At 35.0% G+C, this 26,517-nt stretch carries 6 protein-coding genes; all 6 read left to right on the top strand.

The window, feature by feature from the left end:
- Positions 1-3 precede the first annotated feature (3 nt).
- The 6 genes from AC3WSK_RS24270 (at position 4) to AC3WSK_RS24245 (ending at position 26,222) form a co-directional block, all read left to right on the top strand.
- Positions 4-5,874: an amino acid adenylation domain-containing protein gene (locus AC3WSK_RS24270; protein ID WP_492414861.1), complete on the top strand. Its 5,871-nt coding sequence runs from the start codon at positions 4-6 to the stop codon at positions 5,872-5,874.
- Complete coding sequence (locus tag AC3WSK_RS24265) at positions 5,852-12,622, top strand: amino acid adenylation domain-containing protein (RefSeq protein ID WP_492414860.1); 6,771 nt, start codon at positions 5,852-5,854, stop codon at positions 12,620-12,622. Before AC3WSK_RS24270 ends, AC3WSK_RS24265 begins: the two co-directional genes overlap by 23 nt.
- On the top strand, positions 12,623-23,374 hold the full coding sequence (locus AC3WSK_RS24260; RefSeq protein ID WP_492414859.1) for an amino acid adenylation domain-containing protein: 10,752 nt from the start codon (positions 12,623-12,625) through the stop codon (positions 23,372-23,374).
- A gap of 81 nt (positions 23,375-23,455) precedes the next feature.
- Positions 23,456-25,156, top strand: a complete 1,701-nt coding sequence (locus AC3WSK_RS24255) for an ABC transporter ATP-binding protein (protein WP_492414858.1) — start codon at positions 23,456-23,458, stop codon at positions 25,154-25,156.
- Positions 25,157-25,158: 2 nt separating this feature from the next.
- On the top strand, positions 25,159-25,956 hold the full coding sequence (locus tag AC3WSK_RS24250) for a DUF4097 family beta strand repeat-containing protein (RefSeq protein WP_492414857.1): 798 nt from the start codon (positions 25,159-25,161) through the stop codon (positions 25,954-25,956).
- Positions 25,957-25,982: 26 nt separating this feature from the next.
- Positions 25,983-26,222, top strand: coding sequence for an LPXTG cell wall anchor domain-containing protein (locus tag AC3WSK_RS24245; RefSeq protein ID WP_079563958.1), 240 nt, complete (start codon positions 25,983-25,985; stop codon positions 26,220-26,222).
- The last annotated feature ends 295 nt before the right edge of the window (positions 26,223-26,517 follow it).

Below are 26,517 nucleotides of genomic sequence, written 5' to 3'. Positions count from 1 at the left end.
AATATGGCAAAAGCATACAGAATGAGTGATTCACAAAAAAGGATTTTTGTGTTGGAGCAGCTATTGGAGAACAGTACAGTTTATAACATACCTATGATGTTAGAAATCGAGGGGAATATTGATAGTTTACAACTAGAAAGGGCTTTAAATGAACTTACTATCAGACAAGAACTACTAAGAACTTATTTTGTTAACCACAACGAAAACTTCCTACAAATCATAGAGGAACGCTGTGAAGCTAATTTTAGTTATCTTGAAGCAAAAGAAGAACAAGTTACCAGATTATATGAAAAATTCGTTCGACCTTTTGATATGAATAAGGCACCGCTATTCAGAGTCCAATTGATAAAGATAAATCCTGAAAAGAGCATGATGTTTTTTGATATCCACCATTCTATTTGTGATGGCGGCTCTGTCGATGTATTGATTAAAGAATTGGAATGTTTGTACAACGGAAACACATTGCCAGAACTAACTATTCAGTATAAAAATTATAGTGCATGGAAGCACAAGCAGAATTTGAACGTAGAAAAAGAATATTGGTTTAATGAATTGGAAGGACGAGAAACAACGCTTGATTTAAATCATGATTATCTACGACCGGCCAATAGAAATTTTGTTGGAAATAATTTGAAAAGCATTTTTGGAATAGAACAGACAGAGGCAATAAGAAAGATTGCAGATGAAACGAATGCTACAGAATTTATGGTTTTGTTATCAGCGTTTATGTTCTTTTTAAGTAAAGTTTCCATGGGGAAAAATGTGACTGTTGGGTTTCCTGTAAGCGGAAGAACACATCCAGATACATTGAATATGTTAGGTATGTTTGTGAATACATTAGTTATTCATCATGAAATTCCATACGAAGAGACTTTTCAAACGCTTATTCAAGAGATTCGTCAAAAATGCTTAAATGCTTATTCTTATCAAGAGTACCCTTTTGATGAGTTGGTTGATGAATTGAATGTACCGAGGGATCCATCCAGAAATCCTCTGTTTGATGTGCTGTTTTCAGTATCAGAAGATAATCTGTCATTATATCAGCTAGGTGAAGCAAAGATGAAACCAGTTGAAACTGAGTATAAAAATGCAAAGTTTGATTTAACCGTTAATCTTTGTCTGATTGATGGCGCCTATCATATTTATTGGGAATATGCTGCGGAATTATTTAAACCTGAAACAATTGAGTGTCTGAATCAGCGATTTCAATTTATATTAAAGGAACTGCTTACGAATAAGGAAACGATACTGAATGATATAAGACTGTGTAGTACAGAGGATTTGGAACAAATAGAATCGTTGAACAGTTTTAGTGATCTAGCAAAATATCATAATTTGAATGCTCTGTTCGATCAGCAGGTGAGGGAAAATCCGGATAAGACCGCTTTAGTTTTTAGAAAAAATGAGCTTTCATATAAAGAACTTGATCAGCGAGTAATGAAAGCTTCCGTGGCTTTAAAAAATAAGGGGATTGAGCCGGGACAGTATGTAAGTTTTATCTCAACAAAGGATATCGAATCAATCATAATAATGTTAGCTGTAGTAAGAATCGGTGCTGCTTATGTACCAATTGATCCAAAATATCCAGAAAAACGTGTTCAGACGATTGTTACAGACAGCGGTTCAGATTATTTGATTGTAATCGATCATAAAGTTTCTGAGTTTTCCTTTATACAGGGAGCAGAAATAATCGCTGCTTCTGATCTAGAAACTGAGCCAACGGAATTATCAGATTTGGAAATAGAAACGACGCTTGATTCAATGGCTTATATGATCTATACCTCGGGAACAACCGGGACCCCAAAAGGTGTAATGATAACACATCGTAACATCATTCGTTTAGTCAAAGATACTGATTACGTTGATTTCAAGGATGTTCGTTTACTTCAAACTGGCTCATTAGCTTTTGATGCAGCAACCTTCGAAGTTTGGGGAACACTCTTAAATGGTATGACACTGTTTTTAGCAGAAGAAGATGCATTGTTGGATGTGGATAAATTCCATCAAATTATTGATGAATATCAAATTAATACACTATGGTTAACCTCTAGTTTATTCAATGAATTTGTATCTCTCAAGAGTTCTTTCGGAGAGTCTGTAAAGCAGTTGTTGATTGGTGGAGAAAATCTATCTGTTAGACATGTTAAAAAGTTTATCAGCCATAACCCGACAATAAAACTGATTAATGGTTATGGACCTACAGAAACAACAACGTTTGCTCTGACAAATGAAATTACAAAAGCGGAAGGATTACGGATTCCAATAGGAAAACCAATCGGCAATACAGAAGTTTATATCATGCAGGATGAGCAAATTTGCCCTGTTGGTATAAAAGGTGAGATTTGTATTGGAGGTCAAGGTGTCAGTCGAGGATACTGGAACCGCCCTGAAATGACAGCAAACAGCTTTGTTTCACATCCATTCAAATCTAATGAACAGCTATATAGAACGGGTGATTTGGGATTCATCAACAGTGATGGGAAAATTGAATGTATCGGCAGAAAAGATAAGCAGATTAAATTAAGAGGTTTCCGAATTGAGTTGGCTGAAATTGAAAAGGAATTACTTCAAATTTCCAACGTAAGAGAAGCAGCTGTTATTTTATCAGAAATCGAGAATACTCCGATTCTTTGTGCTTATATTGTCTGTGAGGAAACCGTAACTGAGAATATAATCAAGGCAGAACTTCATAAAAGATTACCTGATTATATGATCCCATCTCAAATGATTATGTTGGAAACTTTGCCGAAGACAATCAATGGAAAATTAGATTCGATAAAATTACCTAAACCTTCACTATCGATGACAGAAGCGTTTGTAGCTCCACGAAATGAGCAAGAGGTCTTAATAGCTGATGTGTTTAAAGAAATTTTCAGTTTAGAAAAAGTCAGTATAAATGATAGTTTTATTGATTTAGGTGGAGATTCAATCAAAGCAATTAAGGTAGTATCAAAAGTTAGAGAACAGGGATATAAGATTTTGGTCAGTGATATTCTGAGTCTGAAAAGAGTAGAAGGAATTGCTCAAGCTTTGATGATAGAGCAAGAGGTAAAATACGCTCAAGGAACTGTTTCAGGTAAAGTTAATCTGACGCCGATTCAGAAAACATTTTTCAAGAGAAAAATGACTAAGCAGCATTATTTCAATCAGTCGCTGCTGATTGAAGCGGATGAAAAAGTTGACTGCAATATATTAAGAGCTGTATTGAATAGTTTGGTCAAACATCATGATAATTTAAGATCAACTTTCAAAAACGAAGAACAGGTAATACACGATTTTACTGAAGAAGGATTTTTTGATTTGCAAGTCATTGATTTACGTAAGAATGATGCATGGAAAGAAGAGCTGATTTACCAGGCTGAACGTATCAAGAGCAGTATCAATCTTGAATCTGGTCCTTTATTTAAAATTGGTTTGATTTATACAGACGACAAGACATTTTTACTATTTTCGTTCCATCATTTGGTGATGGATGCAGTGTCCTTAAGGATTTTATTTGAAGATTTCCAAAATGCTTACGCAACACAGAAAAAAGGAGCATCAATTGTTTTACCTAAAAAGACAGCTTCCTTTATTGACTGGTCCAATTATCTAGAGAATGAAAAGAATGAAACAGCAATTCTGAAAACAAAAGATTATTGGACGCAAGTAGAAAGTCAATTAATACATGCTGAGCTTCCTGTTGCACAGGAAATAGACGCTGATACTTCTTTTGACTGTTCAATTGTTTTAAATAAAGAGGATACCAAAAAGTTGCTTACTGAAATTTGTCATAAAACTGGAGCTGAAATGCAGCATTTATTGATGACAGCTGTTGCTAAAGCTGTAGGAGATGCAGGTAAACAAAAGAAAGTGGCACTGAATTTAGAAGGACATGGAAGAGAAATATTATCCAAACCGATTGAAACAGATCGAACAGTTGGTTGGTTTACAAGTGTTTATCCAATCATTTTTGATTTTTCAAAACAAGAGGTTTTACAGAAGCAAATAGGTTATGTGAAGGACGTATTTGAACAAGTTCCTCATGGAGGAGTTAGCTACGGGCTGACTGTCAATGGTGAAGTAGAGGAACCGTTCGCGGATATTACATTTAATTATTTAGGAGAAATGGAACGATCAGAGACGAAACAGATGGCATTTGTTTTATCTGATTTAGAGCATGGGCGGGATATAAGTGAAGAGAACAGTATTGGGGGGGCATTAGATATTACAGCTGTGCTTTTTGAAGGAAAAATGCATATTAATTTTTACCCGAATAAAGACAGATGGAAAAATATATCACTTTTGAAGAGGATCATTCAGGCAGCCTCAGAGAATCTACAAGAAATGCTAACGTCTAATTATTCAAATGCTTTTGTTGAGCAGAAGAGATCTATTCCAGAGAAAGACTCCATAATATTGGCTTTATCCAAGTATAAGAGGAAAACAGTCCTTTATACCCTGTGTACAGAAGAGAAAGAATATACATTGTTATTTATAGAAAATCTGACCTATGAATTGAAGCAGGAAATCCAGCAGTATCTTTTCCGAAATGTTGAAATATCGAAAATCCCAGATTTTATTTTGCAATCGAAAGATATGACTTGGTTATCCCCTCAGATGAATGAGAAAGAGTTCAGACAGTTTATTTATGAACATTTGTTTGAGGCGGAAAAGGAATCGGATAGTATAACTGATCAAGTAACAAAGCTGTTGAGAGTAGAAGAGACATTTAAACCAACAGTCCTTCAAAGATATTATTTAGAAGATGTGAGAAAGAATATCAAGGAAACCATTCATGTAGTAGGTGCTTATACTAAAGAACAGATTATTGAAGCTATTCAACTCATCTGTTCTCATGAGAATATTTTGCGTTCAGCTTATGATGGAGAACAGTTGATTGTTTATCCATCTCTATCTAATATAGATTTTATTTCCCGTACGAGTTATCAGGGAGATGTGGAAGATTATTTGAATCAAGTAGTAGAGAACTATCCAATCGGTGCTAAATCTATCAATAAGATTCCATTATTATGTAAATTTGTGATTATACAACATACCGAAAAACACTATGATATTCATTTTATCGGCTGTCACTCAGTATGGGATAAAACAAGTACTGTTCTATTCCATAGAAAAATACTAAATATACTAGAGATGAATGAACCTCAGCAATCAGGTATTGCTGGCTTTAGGGATTACGCAGAAGAAATAAGAGATAAGCAGCCTCTGTCCTATCAAAAGGAAATTGAGGGCAGAATTCAGTTCGTGGAGGAATATTTATCTAAATTTGGTAAAATACCGGAATTCGATTACTGTACAGTTTTCACGATAAAAATGGGCGCAGAAGTTGAAAGGCAGTATCAGAAGAGTCCGTGGTTAATTATTCAGAGGATTATCGGTGAAATTATAAAAATTAATTTTTCATCGGATGATATTCCAGTGTTTTTATTACAAGAAGACAGACAGCAGTTATCTGGAGACTATCAAGGAAGAATAGGTCCATTTTTAGATCTTTTACCGCTGACTATCAATCAGTCAAAAGAGCTTGAAGAAGAAATCAGTCTTCTTCAATCGATAAAAAAAGAAGAAAAAATAAACTATTTAGAGTTGATGGCTTCAAGAAAACTTCATCAAACAGACCTGATCGAAAAAGTGCCTACTGTTAATTTCCAAGGAGTTTTCGAATTAGATTATGACAGTTTTCTTCTCTTTTCACAGATGACGACAAATCTAGTATCGATGGAAATATATATAAACAATTATGCAGATAATTTGTTAGTATCCTTACCGGTGAGAAAAAATGAAGAAAGTCTTGTGAAAAATTGTTTAGACAATTTAATGGATGATCTGGAAAAGAGGTTTATAGCAAATGACAAAAAAATATATGTTTAGCATAAATGCAGACTATCACAGTCAAAGTGTTGATGAATGCGAATTGCAGAAAGACCTCATCACTGCATGGTCTGTTTATAAAGAGGTTGATCGTTTTTTACTGAATAAATCAGTTTATTTAGTGAAGAAGACAGGGGTATATGTGCTGAATGAAGGAGAAATAGAAAAAACCGACAGAATAACAGACGGTATTTTTCTATATCAAGCTGACATCATAGAGAAAGAAGTTTTACAAGGGAAAGAAAATATAGGTGTAGCTTACCAGAAACATAAAGATGAGAAAACTATATCATTTTCCATCACAGCTGACTCAGTGACAGAAGAGCAAGTAGGTTTATGGTGTGAACGAATTGAATTGCTTTTAGAAAAAATAAAGAAGGCTGTTTCTGCGGACCAGATGACTACACAAATGATTTCAGATTCAGAAAAAAATAAAATTCTAAGTAACTTCGTAATAGCTGATGAGCCATTTGAACTAAAGGATTATTTAATTGATTATCTAGAAGAATATGCAGAGTTACACGGAGAAAGGAAAGCTATTTCTTTTGGTACATCATACTTGACTTACCGAGAACTAAATGAGCGTGCCAATCAAATAGCTTATGAACTGGTGGCAAAAGGTGTTAAACCTAATGAAGTTATTGCGTTAATGTCAGAGCGGTCCTTGGACATGATTATTGGCATTTATGGAATATTAAAAGCTGGAGCGGCATATTTGCCGATTGACTTAAGCCATCCGAAGGAACGTATTTCATTTATGTTGAAAGATGCGGGAGTCAATGTAATTTTAACAGGATTACTACCAGCTGATATGGAGCTGAATAGTCAATTTGATATGATCAACGTTGTTTCCATAGCAGAAACAAAGAATCAACCTTGTTCAAGTCCAAAAGCACCTCGGGGAGATTTGGCTTATGTCATTTATACATCGGGGACTACTGGACAGCCAAAGGGTGTACTTTTGAAACAACGCGGTGTGATCAATTTGGCTGCTTGGCTTACAAAGTATGGAGACTATACCGAAGATACGAAAGTTTTACAAAATTTCAACTTTATTTTCGACGGATCCGTTCCTGAAATTTTTTCTTGTCTTGTTTCAGGATGTGAGCTTCATATTTTATCTGATGAAGAAAGAAAAGATCCTGAAAAGTTATTATCTTTGCTACCATACGCCCAAATCACAATGGTACCCTCCATGTTCAGGGAACTTTTAGACTATGCACAGAAGCATCAGAAAGTCGAACAGCTGAACAGCTTTGATCATTTATTTTTAGCTGCTGAACCAGTAACACAAGAGTTGATAGAAATATACAGCCGCTTACCAGGAGCAAAATTGGGGAAACTTCATAATAATTACGGTCCTACAGAGGCAACAGTTTGTGCCAGCTCATTTACTTTTGATGAATCTATAGATGGTCAGATCGTTCCTATCGGCAAACCAATTTCAAATGTCCATATTTTTATTTTGAATGGTGATGCTCTTTGCGGAATAGATATGATTGGTGAGATTTGTATAGGAGGTGCTGGTGTAAGTGAAGGATATCTGAACAAAGCTGAAATGACCGCAAGGAAATTCGTTAGGATCCCTGAATTAGGAAATCAACGTTTATATAGAACGGGTGATCTGGCATATTGGGATAAAGACGGTCAAATTATTTTACTTGGACGTAGTGATGATCAAATAAAAATTAACGGATATCGAGTGGAAACAAATGAAATAGAGTATTATTTACGGAAATATACTGGTGTAGTTGATGCTTTAGTAATGATTCAGTCTGTTCAAGGACAGTTAGAAATATGTGCATATTACGTGAGTGAGAAGGAAATTGAAGAAGGACATTTTTATCAAAAGCTGAGTCACTATCTCCCTGATTATTTGATGCCGAAACATTATATCAGGGTGTCCGAATTTCCTAAGACACTGAACGGAAAAATCGCCAAGCAAGAACTACCGATTCCGAGGAGAAAGAAAAAGATTAACAATGATAGAAAACTGACAGTAAAAGAGATGCTTGTTATTGAAGTAATGGAAGAAGTGCTTGGGCATGAGGGAATTTCTATAGAGGATAATTTTATTGCTTTAGGTGGAGATTCAATCAAGGCGATTCGAGTAGTATCTCGTATTCGTCAGAAGAACTACGACATCTCGATTAAGGTAATCATGAAAAACAAAATATTGAAGGATATTGCAAAAGAGATGGCAGAGCGTACAAAGATGGCTCCAGAAAAAGATGATTCAATCGGTCTTGTTCCATTGACTGCTATTCAAAAAGAATTTTTTGCTAGTGATTTACCGTTTCCGAATCATTTCAATCAGTCGATCCTGTTATCCACAAAAGAGCAATTGGATATTTCTATTTTAAAACAATCATTGGAGAAGTTAACTGAGCACCATTGTGTTTTACGAACTGTTTATGAAAAAGGGGAAGATCATTCAATTCAGCAAATAGTTAAGCAGATTGGAGAGCATGACTACTATGAATTGTTTGAATTTGACTATTCGCTGGATAATGAAGGGATGACTGAGGAAGAATATTTAACCAAAAAAAATAATGATATTCAGGAAAGTATAACGATGTTTAAACCGCCTTTATTCAAGGCCTCGCTGATAAAAGGAAAGAAAGAAAATTACCTGATGCTGACGGCACATCATTTAATTGTCGATGGTGTCTCTTGGCGGTTGATTATTGAAGATTTGAACACCTTGTATAAGAGTTTAGTAAAAGGAAACGATGTTCAGCTATTAGATAAAACAATCTCTTTTAAAACGTGGAGTAACAAAATTCAGAAATATCTATCAAATAAAGGGCTGACTAAAGAAATTGATTATTGGCTAGATGTTGAAGAGAAGATTAGAAAAATAGCACCCCCTTCCAAACCAATGACTGGAAAAGTACAGCAAATGGTGCATCAAACAGTCACTTTCTCTCAAACATTTACTGAAGATTTGCTCCTGAATTCTAATCAGGCATACGCAACGGAGATGAATGACCTTTTGTTGACCAGCCTATTTAGAGCAATGGTAACCGTACAGCCATCTTCTATTTTGGGGGTATGCCTAGAAGGACATGGTAGAGAAATCTTAGATGAACTGATAGAAGTAGATAGAACAGTCGGCTGGTTTACTAGTGTCTATCCGGTAGCTGTTGAAAACTTAGCAGAAGAGTTACCGGTAGCGATTAAACAGGTCAAAGAACATCTGCGAAGAGTCCCTAAAAACGGTATTGGTTATGGAGTGTTAAGTCAGCTAGGTGATGTTGGTCTTAACAATATAAAGCCAAGTATTACATTCAATTATCTAGGTGAATTTGCTGATGATTCTTCAAATAAAATGTTTCAGCTGAGTAATAGTTTTTTTGGTAAAGAGGTCCATGATGAAAATATCTTTGGTACTAAAATTTCTATTAATACTGTAGTGATAGAAAAGAAATTCTCATGTACATTCAGTTTTGATCAAGCATACTTCTCAGAAGAATATATTAATAATTTAAGCGAAAATTTCCAAAGAGAGCTGAAGAACACTGTCCAACATTGTGTAGAACATATTGACCGAGTCAACTGTACCCCGTCTGATTTTGGTGAATACGTTTGGAAGATATCAGAATTTGAAGCAGTTCAAGAGACACTGGAGCAAAAAGGATTGACTGTTGCATCGATTTATCCCCTGACAAGTACTCAAGGCGGAATGTTATATGAAACATTGAAAAATCCTTTTCCAGGGAAATACATCGTGCAGAATGTATTACGGATTGTTGAGGATGTAGATACTATACAGTTAGAAAAAGCTATAGAATTACTGGCAAAAAAATATGGTGTTTTAAGATCGAAAATTATCTATCAGGAAGTCGCAATACCTAGACAGATAAAACTTGACAAGACGGACCAGTTATTCGTTTTTATAGATGCCTCGAATAAATCAGAAGTTGAAATACAGGAAATTATCGATAATGATGTACAGAAAGAAATAACTTTTGAAATGGAAAAACTGGTTCAGTTTACCTTGATCAAAACAAAGAAAGATTACCTGTTGCTATTTACTTTCCATCATATATTAATGGACGGCTGGTGCGGTCAACTTATTTATAGAGATCTGATTGCCTTTTATGATAAGCTCGAAGAATTTGATTTTGAAAGTCTTTACAGTACTCAAACTGAAAATAAAGTTTTTGAAGAATTCACAAGACAGGATGCTCCGGAGTCTTTAGATAAGCAATACGAATATTGGAACAATGTTTTATCTGCATTGGAACCGGCCAGAGAATTTCTGACAGGACCGGAGAAAATAACTTCAGAAACGACACCAGTTAAACTGCTATTAACTGAAAAGGAAACAGAAAAGATAGAGCAATTCTGTCATAAAAATGCATTGACAGTCAGTTCATTTTTTGAAATTGCTTGGGGAGTACTTCTTCAAAAATATACATTTACTAAAGATATTGTTTTTGGAAAAGTCGTTTCAGGCAGAGAGATAGCGATAGAAGGAATTGAAGAAAGTGTAGGCTTGTTTATTAATACGGTTCCTGTTCGAGTAACAGATAAAAATGGGAAAAGAATATCTGATTTATTTGAAGAACAAACGAATCAGAATATGGTCAGTATTGAGAACAGCCGCTGTTCCCTGAGTGAGATTCAACGGCAAAATAACATAGAGCTGAAAAGTCTGTATGAGTTTTCGACCTTTGGTGATAAGGAGTTCGGTCTTCCGAACAGTACTATAACATTGCAACTAGAGCAGGTGAATGAGCGTGCTGTATATCCGCTGACATTAAGCATCAAGCATATGGATGTACTGACAGTTGAGCTACTCTATGATCATCAAAAATACAATAGAGATTCTATTTTACGCATGAGTCATCGATTATATGTACTATTGATGAACTTGATGAAAAATGAAAATGATTTGGTAGCTGACCTATTGTTATTAGATGAAAATGAACAGCAGCAAATATATACAATCTTTAATCAAGAAACCTCTCCACCTGAAAATAAAACTAGTCTGAGTCAATTATTTATAGAACAAGTAGAAATGTATGCTGATAAACCAGCTGTTCGAAATCTAACTCGAACTTGGACGTATAAAGAATTAGATAACTGGTCAGATCATTATGCGGCGAGACTGAAGGAACTTAAGCTATCACCTGGCACAGTAATTGGAATTGAAGCTAATCATAATGTAGAAACGATTATAGGGATTTTGGCGATCATAAAGATTGGTTGCGTATATCTTCCTATTGACGAGACGGTTCCTCCTCTACGAGCCCGCTTTATGTTGGAAGATGGGAATGCAAAAGGTTTAATTAAAACAAGTTCTAAAAAGTACAGCTATGAAGATAATTATCAACAAATAAGAATTGAATCAGTTGAAAGTGCAATTCCTTGTAATTCGGAGAAAATATCTGACTTTTATCCAGGGAGCCATGCCTATGTGATGTATACTTCTGGAACTACTGGACAGCCAAAAGGAGTTCTTATCGGGCAATCATCTGTCATTAATTTGGTGAAAAATTCCAACTACGTGCAATTGGATCAGAAAAAAATTATTCAAATGGGCTCTCTTTCTTTTGATGCGTCAACTTTTGAAATATGGGGCAGCTTATTAAATGGTGGTTGTTTGACCCTTTGTAAGAAAGAAGAATATATAGACGACGCTATATTGGCTGATATTATTGACAACCATCAGATTGATACGATGTTTATCACTACAGCATTATTCAATAAGTTGATCGAATTAAATCCAACAATATTCAAAAATATTGAACAACTCTATGTTGGAGGGGAACAAATATCAAGATCTCATGTTGAAAAATATTTACAAACAGGATTGGGTCGGATTCACAACATATATGGACCAACTGAGAATACAACGTTCTCGCTATTCCATCTAATTGATCCAAAAGATGATTTACAGTGTATACCTATTGGTAAACCGCTTAAAAATACTAAAGTCTTTTTGTTGAATGGAAAATCTGTTTGTGGTGTGGGAATGATTGGCGAAATATGTTTAGCAGGAAATGGTCTTGCTATTGGATATTTAAATAATCCGGAATTGAATGCAAAATCTTTTACACAATGTGAATTAGGAACAAAAGAACGAATCTATCGAACAGGAGATCTTGGACAATTGCTACCTAATGGTGAAATTGTATATGTGGGTCGAATCGATAAACAAATTAAAATTCGAGGTTATCGCATTGAATTAAATGAAATTACAAATAAACTGAAAGGAATTCCCGGAATCCAAAATAGTTTTGTTACTGTTGTAGAAAATGCAGGGAAAAAGCATATTGTAGCATATCTTATCGGGGAACAAATGTTGGAGGTAGTCAAAGAAAATCTGTCTGAGGCATTACCGGGATATATGATTCCATCAAAATTTATTCGGGTCGACGAGCTGAAGTTGAATTCTAATGGAAAAGTAGATGAGAAATTATTGCCAGAAGTGGACTTTAATGAAGAACAAGAGATTGTTCTGCCAAGTACGAGAGAAGAAGAAGTTGTTGCAGGTATTTTCTGTCAGGTTTTAAAACTGGAGCATGTTTCAGTAGAAACTTCTTTCTTTGAATTAGGTGGACACTCTTTACAGACTATGGAAGTTATTCGTGGAATCAAAGAGCAATTGAATGTTTCGCTACCATTAGAAGTTATCTATACAAGCGAGACAGTTCGTAATATATGTTTAAAAATAAATAAAAATCAAGAAATCGGCTGTGACTTTGAAATAGAAGCAGCAGAAGAGCTGGAGGTTTGAATGAAAAAAAGTTATAGAATGTCAGGAGCGCAGAAAAGGATTTTTGCTTTAGAAGAAATACAAGAGATGAAAAATGCTTATAATGTACCTATGATATTTCGTATAAATGGCTTGATTGATACACAGCAAATGTATGCAGCTTTGGAAAAATTACACGAGCATAACGAAGTACTACGTACAAGTTTCATTCATACAAAAGAATTATTTGTTCAGCAAATAAGTGAGAAAGTTCAGCCGATTTATCATTATAACGAACAAGAAACAGTTGATTTAAGGAAAGAACAGAAAAAATTTGTTCAAGCATTCGATCTAGGCGAAGCGCCGCTTATGAGGACAAAAGTCTTGTATGACAAACAATTAAATATCAGCTATCTGTTTATGGACCTTCATCATATCATTTATGATGGGGGGTCTTATGAGACTTTACTGACACAGTTGACCCGCTTCTATAATGGAGAAGAGGTTTTAAAGGCTGAACTGCAGTTTAAAGACTTTGCTGCTTGGCAGGAAAAGCAAAATTTACAGGCTGATGAGACGTATTGGCTAACAGAATTCATGGACGAGGTAGATTCTGCTGAGCTGAAAACTGATTTTCAAAGAACTCAGGAGCGAAACAATACAGGAAGCTATCTTGAAATACCCTTAAGTGACGAAATCATTAGGCAGACGAATGATCTAAGCAAAAAAATGGGTGTTTCTAATTACGTAATTTTTATGAGCGCATATATGCTACTAATCAGCCATTATTCAAGAAACGAAGAAATTATTTTAGGAACACCGATGTCAGGCAGGGTTCTGGCTCCGACAAAAGATATGATTGGGATGTTTGTAAATACCGTAGCAATTAAAGCGGAAATTGAAAATAATGCTACATTTAATGATTTGGTTCAGCAAGTCAATAAAAAAGTTACAGGAGCTATTCAACATCAAGCGTATCCTTTTGAAAAGTTGGTTGAAAAGATTCCACATCAAAAAGATCGTTCGCGCAACCCTATTTTTGATTTGTTTTTTGCTTATCAAGTCAATCCTGCCTCCACTTTTTACTTTGATAAACAACGTTTAGAATCAATAAAATATGAAAATGAGACAAGTAAATTTGATATTAGTACGGTTATCATAGAAGAAGATGGGAAGGTATTTGTTGAATGGACCTACATGGAGGCCTTGTATAAGAGATCGACAATTCAGCGATTAGCCCATCACTATCAAACATTACTTGCTGATGTTCTTGATAATCCAATGAAAAAAGTTGGAGAAAGCTCTATGGTTGACGCTAATGAACAAAATTTGATGTTAAAGGAGTTTAGTATAAATTCCTCCTTGTCATCAGATCGTAGGCTTGATAAAAAAGGCGAATCAATTAACTCTATGTTTGAAGAAATAGTAAACAAATGCCCAGATAAAATAGCTTTGATGATGGGGACAGAGCAACTTACCTATGCACAGCTGGATGAAAAAGCAAATAGAGTTGCTCATATAATACAGCAAAATCATAAAACAGAAGATTTTTTAGTTGGAGTTTATCTAAAGCCTTCGTTGGATACAATTATTTCTATTTTCGGTATATTAAAATCTGGAAGGGCGTATATTCCTTTGGATACTGAATATCCACCGGAACGGTTGCGATATATCTGTGATGACAGTCGGATAAATACAGTTATCACGAATAATCAAAGTTTAAGCAAAGAATTAGAAGAATTAAAGTTAACAGTCATTAATATGGATCAGCTGCAGGAAACTAAATCGAAAGTTATCGTGGAAACAGTTAGTCCTGAAGACCTAGCATATATCATTTATACCTCAGGTACGACCGGAAATCCTAAAGGAGTAATGATTGAGCATCATTCAGTAGTTAATTTGGCCAAATGGAAAAGCAAGTTTGGTGAATATAATGAAGAGGCAATTATTCTACAAAATTTTAACTATATTTTTGATGGTTCTGTTTGGGAGATATTCCCTCCGCTATTAAGTGGTAATACTTTAGAAATTGTTCCAGAGGAGTGTCGAAAAGAACCAGATCGGTTATTGAAATTATTGCCGAATAGACATATTACAATCGTACCGACTTTGTTCAACTCACTTCTCGACTATGCAAAGGAAAATGACATGGTTCATTTATTGTCTCAGATGAAACGTGTTTATTTAGCAGCAGAACCTGTTACTAAAGATATTCTCGATAAATATAAGAATATCTGTAAGGCTGATTTAAGTAAAATATCCAATTGTTATGGTCCAACTGAAGGAACTGTCTGTTGCTCAGCTAATGATTTTGGAGAAAACAATATCGTGGGCTCCAATCAAATTGGCGGGCCAATAGCCAACGTATCGATATATATTATGAGAGACGATCAGCTTTGCGGAATTGGTGTACCTGGTGAGCTTTGTATTGCAGGCAGTGGTGTTGCTAGAGGCTATTTAAATAAATCTGAGTTGACTAAGGAGAAGTTTCTACCTGATCCATTTGTGATTGATCAGCGATTATATCGCACAGGAGATTTAGCTCGTTGGGACGAAAAAGGAAATATTGAATATTTAGGTCGAATCGATGAGCAAGTCAAAATTCGAGGTTTTAGAGTTGAACTTTCAGAAGTGGAAGAGCATATTCGTAGGTTGTCTGGAGTAAAGGATGCTGTTTGTATAAAAAGTGTATTAAATCAGACAGAAGCTTTAGTAGGATATGTAATCGGTACTGCTGAAATGGATATGGAACAACTAAAAAAAGATCTTCAGCAAACTTTACCAGATTATATGGTTCCACAAGTTATTATGCAGGTAGACTATTTCCCGATGACGAGAAATGGAAAAATAGCTAAGCGACTTTTACCTGAGCCGAAAATCAGCCTAAATAAACAAATCATGATGCCTAGAACCGAAGAAGAAAGAGAAATTGTTGCTGTTTTTAAATCAGTTCTGGGTGTAGAAGATATGGGAATCGATGATAGTTTCTTCATGCTGGGAGGGGACTCGATTAAAGCGATTCGAATTGTTTCTAAGCTTCGTGAGTTAGGGATTCACTTTGATGTAAAAACAATCATGGAGCAAAAAACGATTATCAATATTCAAAATGCTTTAGGCGATTCTGAAGTAACTAAGATAGACCAGAGTGAAGTATCTGGTGTTTTCATTCCGACACCTGTTCAGCAAAGATTTCTCCAAAGCAATTTAGAAGAGCCTGATCATTTCAATCAAGCTATGATGTTTGAATACTCCGATAAAATCGATATTGATATATTAGAAAAAATGATGTTTGAATTACTGAAGCATCATGACCTTCTACGTACAATCGTAAAAGAACAGGAGCTGTATATTCGGAAAAGTGAAGAAATCACTGAGCAGTTGATTCAAATCAATGATTTGAGCCATATTTCAGATTCAAAGGAAAAAGAGCAGCTAATTGCTGAGCATGTTGATCAAATTCATCATGAAATAGACAGAACAGTGTCTATGGTTAAAGCAGCGGTATTTGAAACTGGCACAAAGAATTATTTATTCCTTTGTGTACATCATTTAGTGATCGATGGCATATCGTGGAGAATATTGTTGGAAGATTTGAATCATCTGTACGAAAAAATAAGAAAGAATTCTCCAGTTAGATTAGGACAAAAAACAGAATCCTATAAATCTTGGAGTGAACAGTTGAAACAGTTTGCCGGTACAGTACAGGCCCAGTCAGAATTACCTTATTGGAAAGCTGTTACTAATCGAGTGATAGAAAGCAAGTTTTTAAATTCTGATGCTGAAGGATATGAACAGGGGTATATTGAAGCTTCATTATCTCAAGAGCAGACTGAGCAATTACTTTATCAAATAGGTAAAGCTTTTAATACTTCTGTGTTTGAAAGTATTACGGCTGCATTAATTCGGTCGTTAGGTCAGTACCATCAGAAAAAACAGGTATCTGTATTGATTGAAGGTCATGGACGTGAAGACTTATATGAACGTATTCATATAGACAGAACAGTTGGCTGGTTTACCTCTACGTATCCTATTGTTGTGGAACATGGAGAGAAAAGCATTCGGGAAAGCTTTGGACAAATCAAACGAGCTTTACAAGGAGTTCCTAATAAAGGGATCGGCTATAATTTACTAACTGCTTATCAAGAGGAAACGACATTTGCTGAGCCAGAAGTTACATTGAATTATTTAGGACAATTTAGAAATGAAACACTTTCAAATGAAGATCAATTTAAAATCAGTGATCTTCCTGTAGGAGAGGAATTCAGCTCTAAGAATAATTTTAGTACACCTATTTCCTTCAATATAGTTATCATCAATAATCAGATGGACATAAAAATACTGTTTAATGCTAAAAAAATTACTAAACTAGAAATGGAAGATCTACTGAAACTATTTAAGAAGTCTGTTCTTGAACTTATTGAATACTGTCAGAAAGAACTTGAAAAACCACAGACTTACCAAGAACTGATTCTGCCTGAGTTGGAATTGGAACGTCTTGTTGCTTCAGTTGATGGAAGCGGTAGAAAAATTGAGAAACTGATTCCTTTAACTGCAATGCAGGAAGGAATTCTATATCATTATTTATCTGAGCCTCAATCAACGAATTATATTGTGCAATCAGTATACAGTAATCCGAAAAAATTTGATGTAAAAGTAATTCAAGAAGTTCTTGATCTATTGAGTAAAAAGTATGAAATCATCAGAAGTCGTGTTGCATGCAGTCAATATTCTGAGCCGAGACTAGTTATTTTGAAACAAGATGATTTATTGCTTGATGCCTATACTTTGGATGAAAACGAGAAAATTGAAGAAGTTGCACAAAGGAAAATACTTCAGGGCTTTGATTTAGAAAATGAGAGTCCATTTAAATTAACTATTGTAGAGGGGCAGGAAATTGATCAAAATTATCTGATATTCACTTTCCACCATATTGCGATGGACGGCTGGTGTATGTCGATCTTATTGAATGATTTCACTAAGTTTTACGGAGAATTGACTACTGGTAAGATTGTCAAGGATTTAGAAGAAGAAGTGGCACAAAATAAACAGGCAAGTTTGAGTGATATCGTCAAGGCAAATGAAAGCCAAAATAAAACAGAAGCTAGAGAGTATTGGCGAGAGCTTTTGAAAGATTATAATGCAGTCAATCACATTTCTCCTTTATATAAACAAGGTGAAATAAAAGAAGAAAGAATCCGTAAGGTAAGTAAGATAGATAAAAAAGTTCCTGCTGAAGTCAATCAAAAAATTAACCAACTAGTTAAGGGGTATGGGGTAACTAAAAATACTATTTTTGAGGCAGTCTGGGGCTTAGTTCTGCATAAATTCAATTATACAAATGATACAGTATTTGGGAAAATCGTATCAGGTAGAGATATTGCAATTTCTGGAGCAGAAGAAATGTTAGGGCTGTTTATTAACATGATTCCAGTTCGAATCAGAACTGAAGAAGGAATGACTGTAGCTGAGCTATTGAAAAAAGTACAGGATCAGGCAATAAACTCTAGTGAATACGATAAATATCCATTGGCTGAAATTAACTTATTGACAGCTAGTCAGGAAAATTTAATACAAACAATGATCGCTTTTGAAAATTACTATAAAATGGAAGAAAATGCATCGGATTTGAATTTAGATTTGATTGATGCAAGTGAAGAAACTCATTATCCACTTTCATTAAGTGTTTATGAAAAAGACGGCTTGAATCTTTCGTTTTTATACAAGTATGATTTATATACTCAAAGTGAAATAGAGCGACTTTCCGGTTATTTTATGACTATATTAACGAAAATAGTCATAAATCCAGATGGTCTAATTGCTGATGTGGCACACACGGAGTCTCAACGAGTAGAAGAATTACTTCTATTAAATAATCAGCCAGTACCTTATCCAAGTGAACTTTCAATCGTTGAATTATTTAAAAAACAGGTATCCCTTTATTCGGATAAAGTTGTTTTAGAAGATGAATCGGACAGATTTACGTATGAAGAAGTAGATAGAATTTCTGATCAGATTGCTTCTGGTCTGGCAGAACAGGGAATTAAAGAAAAGGATATCGTTGGATTTATCTCAGATAAGCGTGCGGCTACTATTATTTTAATGGTCGGTATATTGAAAAGCGGTGCAACCTATCTACCTTTAGATCCTAACTATCCTGTAGAGCGAATGAATATGATTTTGACAGACAGCCAATGTAAACTATGTGTTGTTATGGAGGATGAAGCTAATCTGTTAGCAGTCCCAGTAATAAATTATAGTGAATTAATAAAGTCAGCAACTCAGGTCAGTCTGCCGTCGATTACGGCTTCTACTCCGGCGTACTTAATTTATACTTCCGGTACTACAGGAAAGCCTAAAGGGGTATTAATTAATCAAAGAAGTATCATTCGTTTAGTTATAAATACAAACTATTGTGATTTTTTGAATATCCGTTTACTTCAAGCTGGATCTATGGCTTTTGATGCGGCAACCTTTGAAATTTGGGGAGCCCTTCTAAATGGCGGCTATTTGTACGTTGCATCTGAAAACGGACTCAGCAATGTAGAGATATTTAAAGCAATGATTAAAAATCATGACATTTCAACAATGTTTATAACTACTGCTTTATTTAATTCATTGATTGACTTAGACAATAAAGCTTTTGAAGGTCTGACTCAATTGTATGTTGGCGGAGAAAAAGCTTCAGAGCAGCATATGAACAAGTGTTTAGTAGAAACACCGTCTGTAAAATTAAATAATATTTATGGACCTACAGAAAATACAACTTTTACTACCTATTATCCTGTAAAAGATATTGAAAAATCTCCATCTTTGCCTATTGGGAAGCCGATTTCCAATACACAAGTTTATCTATTTGATGTCTATGGACAGTTATGTGATGTGGGGATGCCTGGAGAGCTGATTATCGGAGGAGACGGGTTGGCTGAAGGCTATTTAAATCGTCCAGAACTGACGGAAGAAAAGTTTATTACCCATCCTTTAATCCCTAATCAAATATTATATAGAACAGGCGATATTGTTCGAATGAATGAAATGGGAGATATTGAATATCTTGATCGATCAGATGAACAGATCAAGATTCGTGGTTTCAGGATCGAATTGGGGGAGATTGTCAGTCGTCTTGTTGAGCTGAATGAAGTTCAGGAAGCTTATGTTACGGTCGAAAAAGAGACTGGAGATCCTCACCTGATTGCGTATCTTGTTGGAAAAGAAACGATTTCTATTGAAACTGTGAAGCAGAAGCTTCGGGAGGTATTACCGGAGTATATGATTCCAATATCGTGGATTCAATTACCTAATTTGCCGCTAAATAGCAATGGTAAAGTGGATAAGTTGAAGCTGCCTAAAATTGAACGAAAGTTGAATCGACCTGATGCTTGGGAAGCACGATCAGAAACTGAGAAGCTTGTGGGAACTATTTTTGAGGAAGTGCTTGAAGTCAGCGGAATTGGTTTGGAGGAAGATTTCTATAAACTGGGTGGTCACTCCTTAAGAACTATGCGCGTAATTAGTAAAATCGATGCAGTATTCAATGTGACTTTGACGATCAAGGAAATTAAAGAGTTAGCTACGATTTCAGCAGTTTCAAAAACTATTGATTCGAAAAAAATTCATAAAGAACAACCGATTATGCAGATAAAACCAGTTACCAATGAAACAGCTGAATATCTGTTGAGCCCTGCACAAAACCGTATGTATCTCTTAAGTGAGTTGCATAAAGAATCGACACTCTATAACATTCCTACAGCTCTTTCTGTTGAAGGTTTTGTTAATACGGTGCAATTGGATAAAGCGTTTGTTCAGCTGATTGAGCGTCATGAATCTTTGCGAACAAACTTCTATTTGAAGGATGGCCATCCTGTTCAAGCGGTAAAGGATAAGATAACTTTCAAATTAGAGAGTAAAAAAGGGACAAAAGAGCAACTAAAAGATATGTATGACGATTTTGTCCAGCCATTTGATCTGGCAGAGGACTGTTTGATTCGAGCACTCTTTATAGAAATAACAGGTGAAGACAATATTTTATTGGTAGACATTCACCATATCATTTCCGATGGAGCTTCAACAACAATTTGGATTGAAGAACTGCTTTCTCTGTATATAGGAGAAGAGCTTACCCCAATAGAGCTGCACTATAAAGATTTTGCTGCCTGGCAGAATCAGGTCGATTTATCTGAACAGGAGAAATATTGGTTAGAAGAATTTTCAGGAGAAATTCCTACTTTGAATATTCGAACAGACTATCCAAGACCGAATATTCCAACGAATAAAGGGGAAAGTTTTATTAGTATAATGCCTGACGAGTTGAGGAACCATTTAAGAGCGTTTTGTCAGGAGCATAAATATACAGAATATACAGTGTTGATGACTGCTTTCACACTGTTGCTGAGTAAATATAGCAGGCAGGATGAAATTGTTGTGGGAACACCTTTCAGTGGAAGAAACCATGAGGTTACTCAGAATATGCTTGGAATGTTCGTCAATACATTACCGATTCGTAACCAGATTGATGAAAAGCAAACATTTATTGACTTGGCAGACAGGGTTCAAGATAAATGTTTAGATGCTTTCCAAAATCACGCATATCCGCTTGAGGAATTGGTAAACAAGGTCACTGTTGTAAGAGACATATCCCGTAATCCACTGTTCAGTGTTATGTTTGCACTTCAAAATGACAATGATATAAAAATGCAGACTGCAGATTTTTCAATGTCATTCTTGGAAATTAAAAGTAAGGTTTCGAAATTTGACCTAACATTGAGCATGAGTGAACTTAGTGGTCAATACCATTTATATTGGGAGTATGCGACAGATTTATTCAAAGAAGAAACAATATCCCGTTTATCTGAACATTTTCTATATCTTTTAGGTTCTGTTTTGAATGATCCGTTGGGAGTAGTGGGCACGGTACAGATGCTGCCAGAAAAAGAGCAGCAATTCTTACTGGAGAAAAATTATCAAAACTATGAACAATATAGCTCCATAACATTTTTGGATTATTTTAGAGAAGCAGTAGCTCGTTTTCCTGAGAAAAATGCTGTTAGATTCGAAGATAAAGTGATTACCTATAGAGAACTAGATGAGAAATCAACGATTTTGGCTAGTCAGCTACGACGGAAGGGAATTCAATCAGAAGATATCTCTGCATTGGTGATGGATAAATCAATTGAAATGTTTATAGCGATGTTAGGGATAATTAAAGCAGGCGGTGCCTATTTACCTTTAGATCCTAAGCACCCAATCGACCGCTTGATGTTTATCTTGACAGACAGTCAGACTAAATTTGTTCTATTCAATAATGAAGAAGGTAAGCTTCTTAGTGAGCAGGCAGATGAAAACGTAATATTCATAAACATGAATGAAATGAATCTGACAGCTTCTGAGGATATTTTTCTACCAACGGTTGCACCTAATCAGTTGATGTATGTCATCTACACATCTGGTACAACTGGAAATCCTAAGGGCGTTATGCTGGAGCACAGAGGAGTAGTAAACCTAATTCAATCATTGAACTCAATTTTGAAGGTAAATGAACAGTCTCTTGTTTTGCAATGTTTCAACTATATATTTGACGGATCGGTCTTTGAAATTTTCCCTTCTTTAGCGCTAGGGGCTACTTTAGATATAGTTTTAGAAAATGAATTGACTAATCCTAAAATAATGCTTCAAAAAATGGCTAACCATTTTGTTGTATTGACACCGAGTTTATTCAATATGATTTTAGATTATGCAATTGAAAGCGGACAAACTGAAAAATTAGTCGAGATTGAGACTTTATGTTTCGGTGGTGAGGCTGTTTCAATAGAGATGATCGATAAATATCGCAGTATAGCTGGAAGTGATCTTACTAAGCTGTATAACTGCTATGGTCCTAGTGAGGTAACAGTATGGGGTACAGTTCAGCAGTATTCAGAAGCGGAAGAGTATAAACAAAATTCGATCGGTTATCCAATTAACCAGACAAGTGTTGTATGTATGAATAACCATTTACTAAGTGGAATAGGTGTCCCAGGTGAAATATATATTGCAGGATGCGGTCTTGCACGGGGCTACTTAAATAATAGTGAATTGACAGAACAGACATTTACATTTAATGACCAACTAGGACAACGTGTCTACCGTACCGGAGATTTGGGATATGTGAATGAGAAGGGTCAAGTAATCTATATTGGTCGAGTGGATGAGCAAGTAAAAATTCGTGGATTTAGGATTGAACTGGAAGAAATCGAACGTTGTCTGAAAGCTATTCCAACTGTCAATAATGCAGCAGTAACTGTTTACACTAATGAAAACGGAGAAAAGACATTATGTGCTTATCTTATTGGTTCAGAGGAGCTTCAAGATTCTGAAATCAAGTATGAACTGGCTAAACATTTACCAGGGTATATGCTTCCGGAATTTTATCAATATATTGAACAATTTAGTTTCGGTAGAACCGGAAAGCTGGATAAGAAGAGCTTACCTGCTCCAACGATGAAAAAAAGAACGGGGAATGAAGTATTACCAACAAATGAAACGGAAGAAAAAATCGTTCATCTATTTGAAAAAGTGCTACAGCAATCAATAATCAGTATTGAAGACGACTTTTTTGCAATGGGTGGGAATTCACTAAATGCTTCTGTTCTATCTTATAGTATAGAAAAAGAATTTAATAAGAAAATCCCTTTAATTGAAATATTCAAATTGAAAACTCCGGAAAAAATTGCAAGAATGCTAAATGATTTGGCAGACGTGCGGGAAGTATACGAAGAATTGCCAATGAATGGCGAATTGGAAGAGTTCGAAATTTTTTAACTAGTAAAAGCATGCGAGGTAAAACATTCTACTCAAACAATGTTTTGCCTCTGCATGATAAATAATTTGAGGAGATGAAATATGAAGAAATACCTTAAGCAGAATAAAGGGCTTGTGCTTATTACGACTATACTGGGAGGTTTAAGTGGAGCTTCTACTGCATTGATTGCATTGCTGCTGCAAAAGATTATTGATGCAGCAACAAATGGTGATTATTCGACGTTCGAAAATATGATGTATCTTTCGATCATATTTTTCCTAGGAATGGGTTTAGTAAAATATCTGTATTCATTATGCGGAAAACAATTGATAAAGAAAATTGTCTACTCTATGAGAAGTGATGTTTTTCTCGGAGTGATGAGGAAAAATCATCAGGAGTTCGCTGAAAAAAATACAGCTAGCTACTTATCGATCGTTACAAATGATGTTAAAGCAATTGAGGAAAACTTTTTACAACCATTACTTTTATGTCTGCAGAATGCATTTGTATTTGTATTCGCCTTAGTTATTCTACTGACGTTAAGTCCGATAATCACGCTTAGTTTATTCGGCTGCCTAATCATCATGTCTGTAGTACCAGCGCTGTTCGGTAAACCATTGCAGACGAAACAGGAGAAAACTTCCGTTCAAGCATCTTTATTCACAGAAAAATCGAAAGATCTATTTTCGGGCTTTGAAGTAATCAAAGATTATGAAATGGAATCTGATAGTACCAATGAATTTGAAAAGTCTAACACGAGTCTTGTAAAAACAAAGTTTTCATTTGATAAATTATTAGCTGTTAATGAAGCACTATCTGAAGTGATTGCTATGGGAACTATTTTTTTGGTTATTTTCATTGGTTCCTATCAAGTACTACATCAAGAAATGACATTAGGATCTTTAGTAGCTATTGTTCAGTTGACTAGCATCTTTATTAGTCCAGTGATCATGATTATGCAAAATACTACAAAAATGAAGAGTGTTGGCCCATTGATCTCAAAGGTAGAAGAATTGACGGTGAAAAAAATAGAGGAAACAGTGGCATTACCTCAGCCAACATTTTCGGATAAAATTGTCTGTAAAAACCTTACATTCTCTTATAAAGAAAATCAGCCTGTATTATCGAATATAAATCTGATTTTTGAAAAAGGAAAAAAATATGCTGTAGTCGGACCAAGCGGCAGTGGAAAATCTACAATGATCAATCTACTAACGTCAACTTTAACCAATTATGATGGAGAAATTTTGTATGATAATCAAGAAATTAGAAAGATAGATAAGAAGGGGATAAAGAATTTATGTTCTATTATTCATCAGAACGTTTATCTATTCAATACAACGATTGCCCATAATATTTGTTTGAGCAAGACTTATACCGAAAAAGAGCAAAAGCTTGCAATGGCAGCTAGCGGTGTTTCTCAATTTATTGATATAGATGAAACCGGATTGGACATACCAGTAAAAGAAAATGGCTCTAATTTTTCGGGCGGACAAAAACAAAGAATTGTAATGGCACGGGCATTGATTCGTAAATCACCTTTGCTAGTTCTGGATGAAGGAACCTCTGCATTGGATATGCAGACGGCCTATCAGGTAGAAAAAGATCTACTAGATATTCCTGAACAGACATTGATTACAATTACGCATAAATTGGATCAAAACTTACTATCTCAGTATGATTCAATAATCTTTATGGAAGATGGAAAAGTCGTTGATGCAGGATCATTTAATAAAATATATCAACCAACATCCAGATTCTATCAATTTATGAATATAGAGAATGAACTAAAAGAGGTGTGAATATGAAACCTATAAAATTAATTTCTCTGGTGTCGTCAGTTACAATTTCTAGTTTATTAGCTAAAAAAGTTTATGCCAATTATCAATCTAAAGGGATTGAGTCAGAAAAAAAAACGTGTAAATTTGATTTATCTAAGATTGACCAATTGAATATATTTTTTGAGAGAGGTCAAGGAAAGATTGAACACATTCCCGGTAATCATCTTGAAATTGAATATTATTTTACGAATAGGGAACAGGCAAAATCATTTGTCTTTACAGAGAATTTGAAAGGTAGCCAGCTTTCTCTTCAATTGAAAAGAGAAAATCCTTTAATGCCTTTAAATTTCTTCAATGGAATTTATGTTCAAATTAAACTGCCAGAATCTTATATGGGGCAAGTCGGTATCAAATCGACAACAGGTTCAATCATAGCGGATGATCTTATTGTTCCAAATGCCTCTTTTAAAACCGATACAGGAAATATAACTGTTCGATCTTTAGTTGGAAAAGATGTATCCATCAAATCAACAACTGGAGATATCACAATGGGTAGCTTAGATAGTGAAGATGACAACAGCCAAGCTCTTATTTCAAGCACTACAGGGAAAATAACAGTTATTCATAATAAGCTGTTCCGTAGGGAATTCATCAAAACAACCACAGGAGCTATTGAGTTGGCCATCAATCCAAGCTTAAGTGATTACTGTATTAAGATAGAAAGTTTCGTGAAAAATGGAAGATGTAGCTCAGAAATCGTGGGTGACCCGACCAATGAAATTAATATTAAAACAACAACCGGAAACGTTAATAGATTATAAAATTAAAAGTTGAATGGAGAAAAAATATGTATTTATCTGGCTTGCCAATTCCGTCATTTTTACCAAGAGTGGATGAAAGTGTTGTTCAAATGGGGAATGTCGTTTTTATTATTTTCGGCATTGTCTGTGTCTTGATTGGATTACTTATCTTGTTGTTAAATAGAAAGAGAAAAAATAAAACTCAAAAAATTGTCGGTTCAGGATTTTTGATTGTAGGACTACTATCTTTGATTAATAATGTGTTTCAATATCTGTTCTGGAGTTAAAACATGTGATTGACATCAAGAAAAGTAAACAAACAATCTAGCTAAAGAAAAAAATGTGTGAGTATATGAAATGAAAGATTACAAGACTGTGAAAAGCTCATATTGAGAAAATTGAAAGTATAAACTTTATCAAGTCTTACCGTAAAGTGAAGTGACACCTAAAAGTTAGATATGGTATTTCATTTGGCAGTGGTTTGGGCATGAGTTCGATAATATATGAGGGCACTGAAAAACTTCAATTGGTTCCACTTAGCGAGGTATTCGACGATTCAATCGTCGAATACCTCGCCTTTTT

This window comes from Lysinibacillus sp. EB271-A1-10B, from assembly GCF_058791335.1.
Note: the sequence above shows the minus strand (reverse complement) of the source record. Positions and strands in the feature narration are given on the sequence as shown.

What these genes read in the sequence shown, in the direction of transcription:
- AC3WSK_RS24270 (WP_492414861.1), top strand. Translation starts at nt 4, where the DNA reads ATGGCAAAAGCATACAGAATGAGTGATTCACAAAAAAGGATTTTTGTG.
- AC3WSK_RS24265 (WP_492414860.1), top strand. Translation starts at nt 5,852, where the DNA reads ATGACAAAAAAATATATGTTTAGCATAAATGCAGACTATCACAGTCAA.
- AC3WSK_RS24260 (WP_492414859.1), top strand. Translation starts at nt 12,623, where the DNA reads ATGAAAAAAAGTTATAGAATGTCAGGAGCGCAGAAAAGGATTTTTGCT.
- AC3WSK_RS24255 (WP_492414858.1), top strand. Translation starts at nt 23,456, where the DNA reads ATGAAGAAATACCTTAAGCAGAATAAAGGGCTTGTGCTTATTACGACT.
- AC3WSK_RS24250 (WP_492414857.1), top strand. Translation starts at nt 25,159, where the DNA reads ATGAAACCTATAAAATTAATTTCTCTGGTGTCGTCAGTTACAATTTCT.
- AC3WSK_RS24245 (WP_079563958.1), top strand. Translation starts at nt 25,983, where the DNA reads ATGTATTTATCTGGCTTGCCAATTCCGTCATTTTTACCAAGAGTGGAT.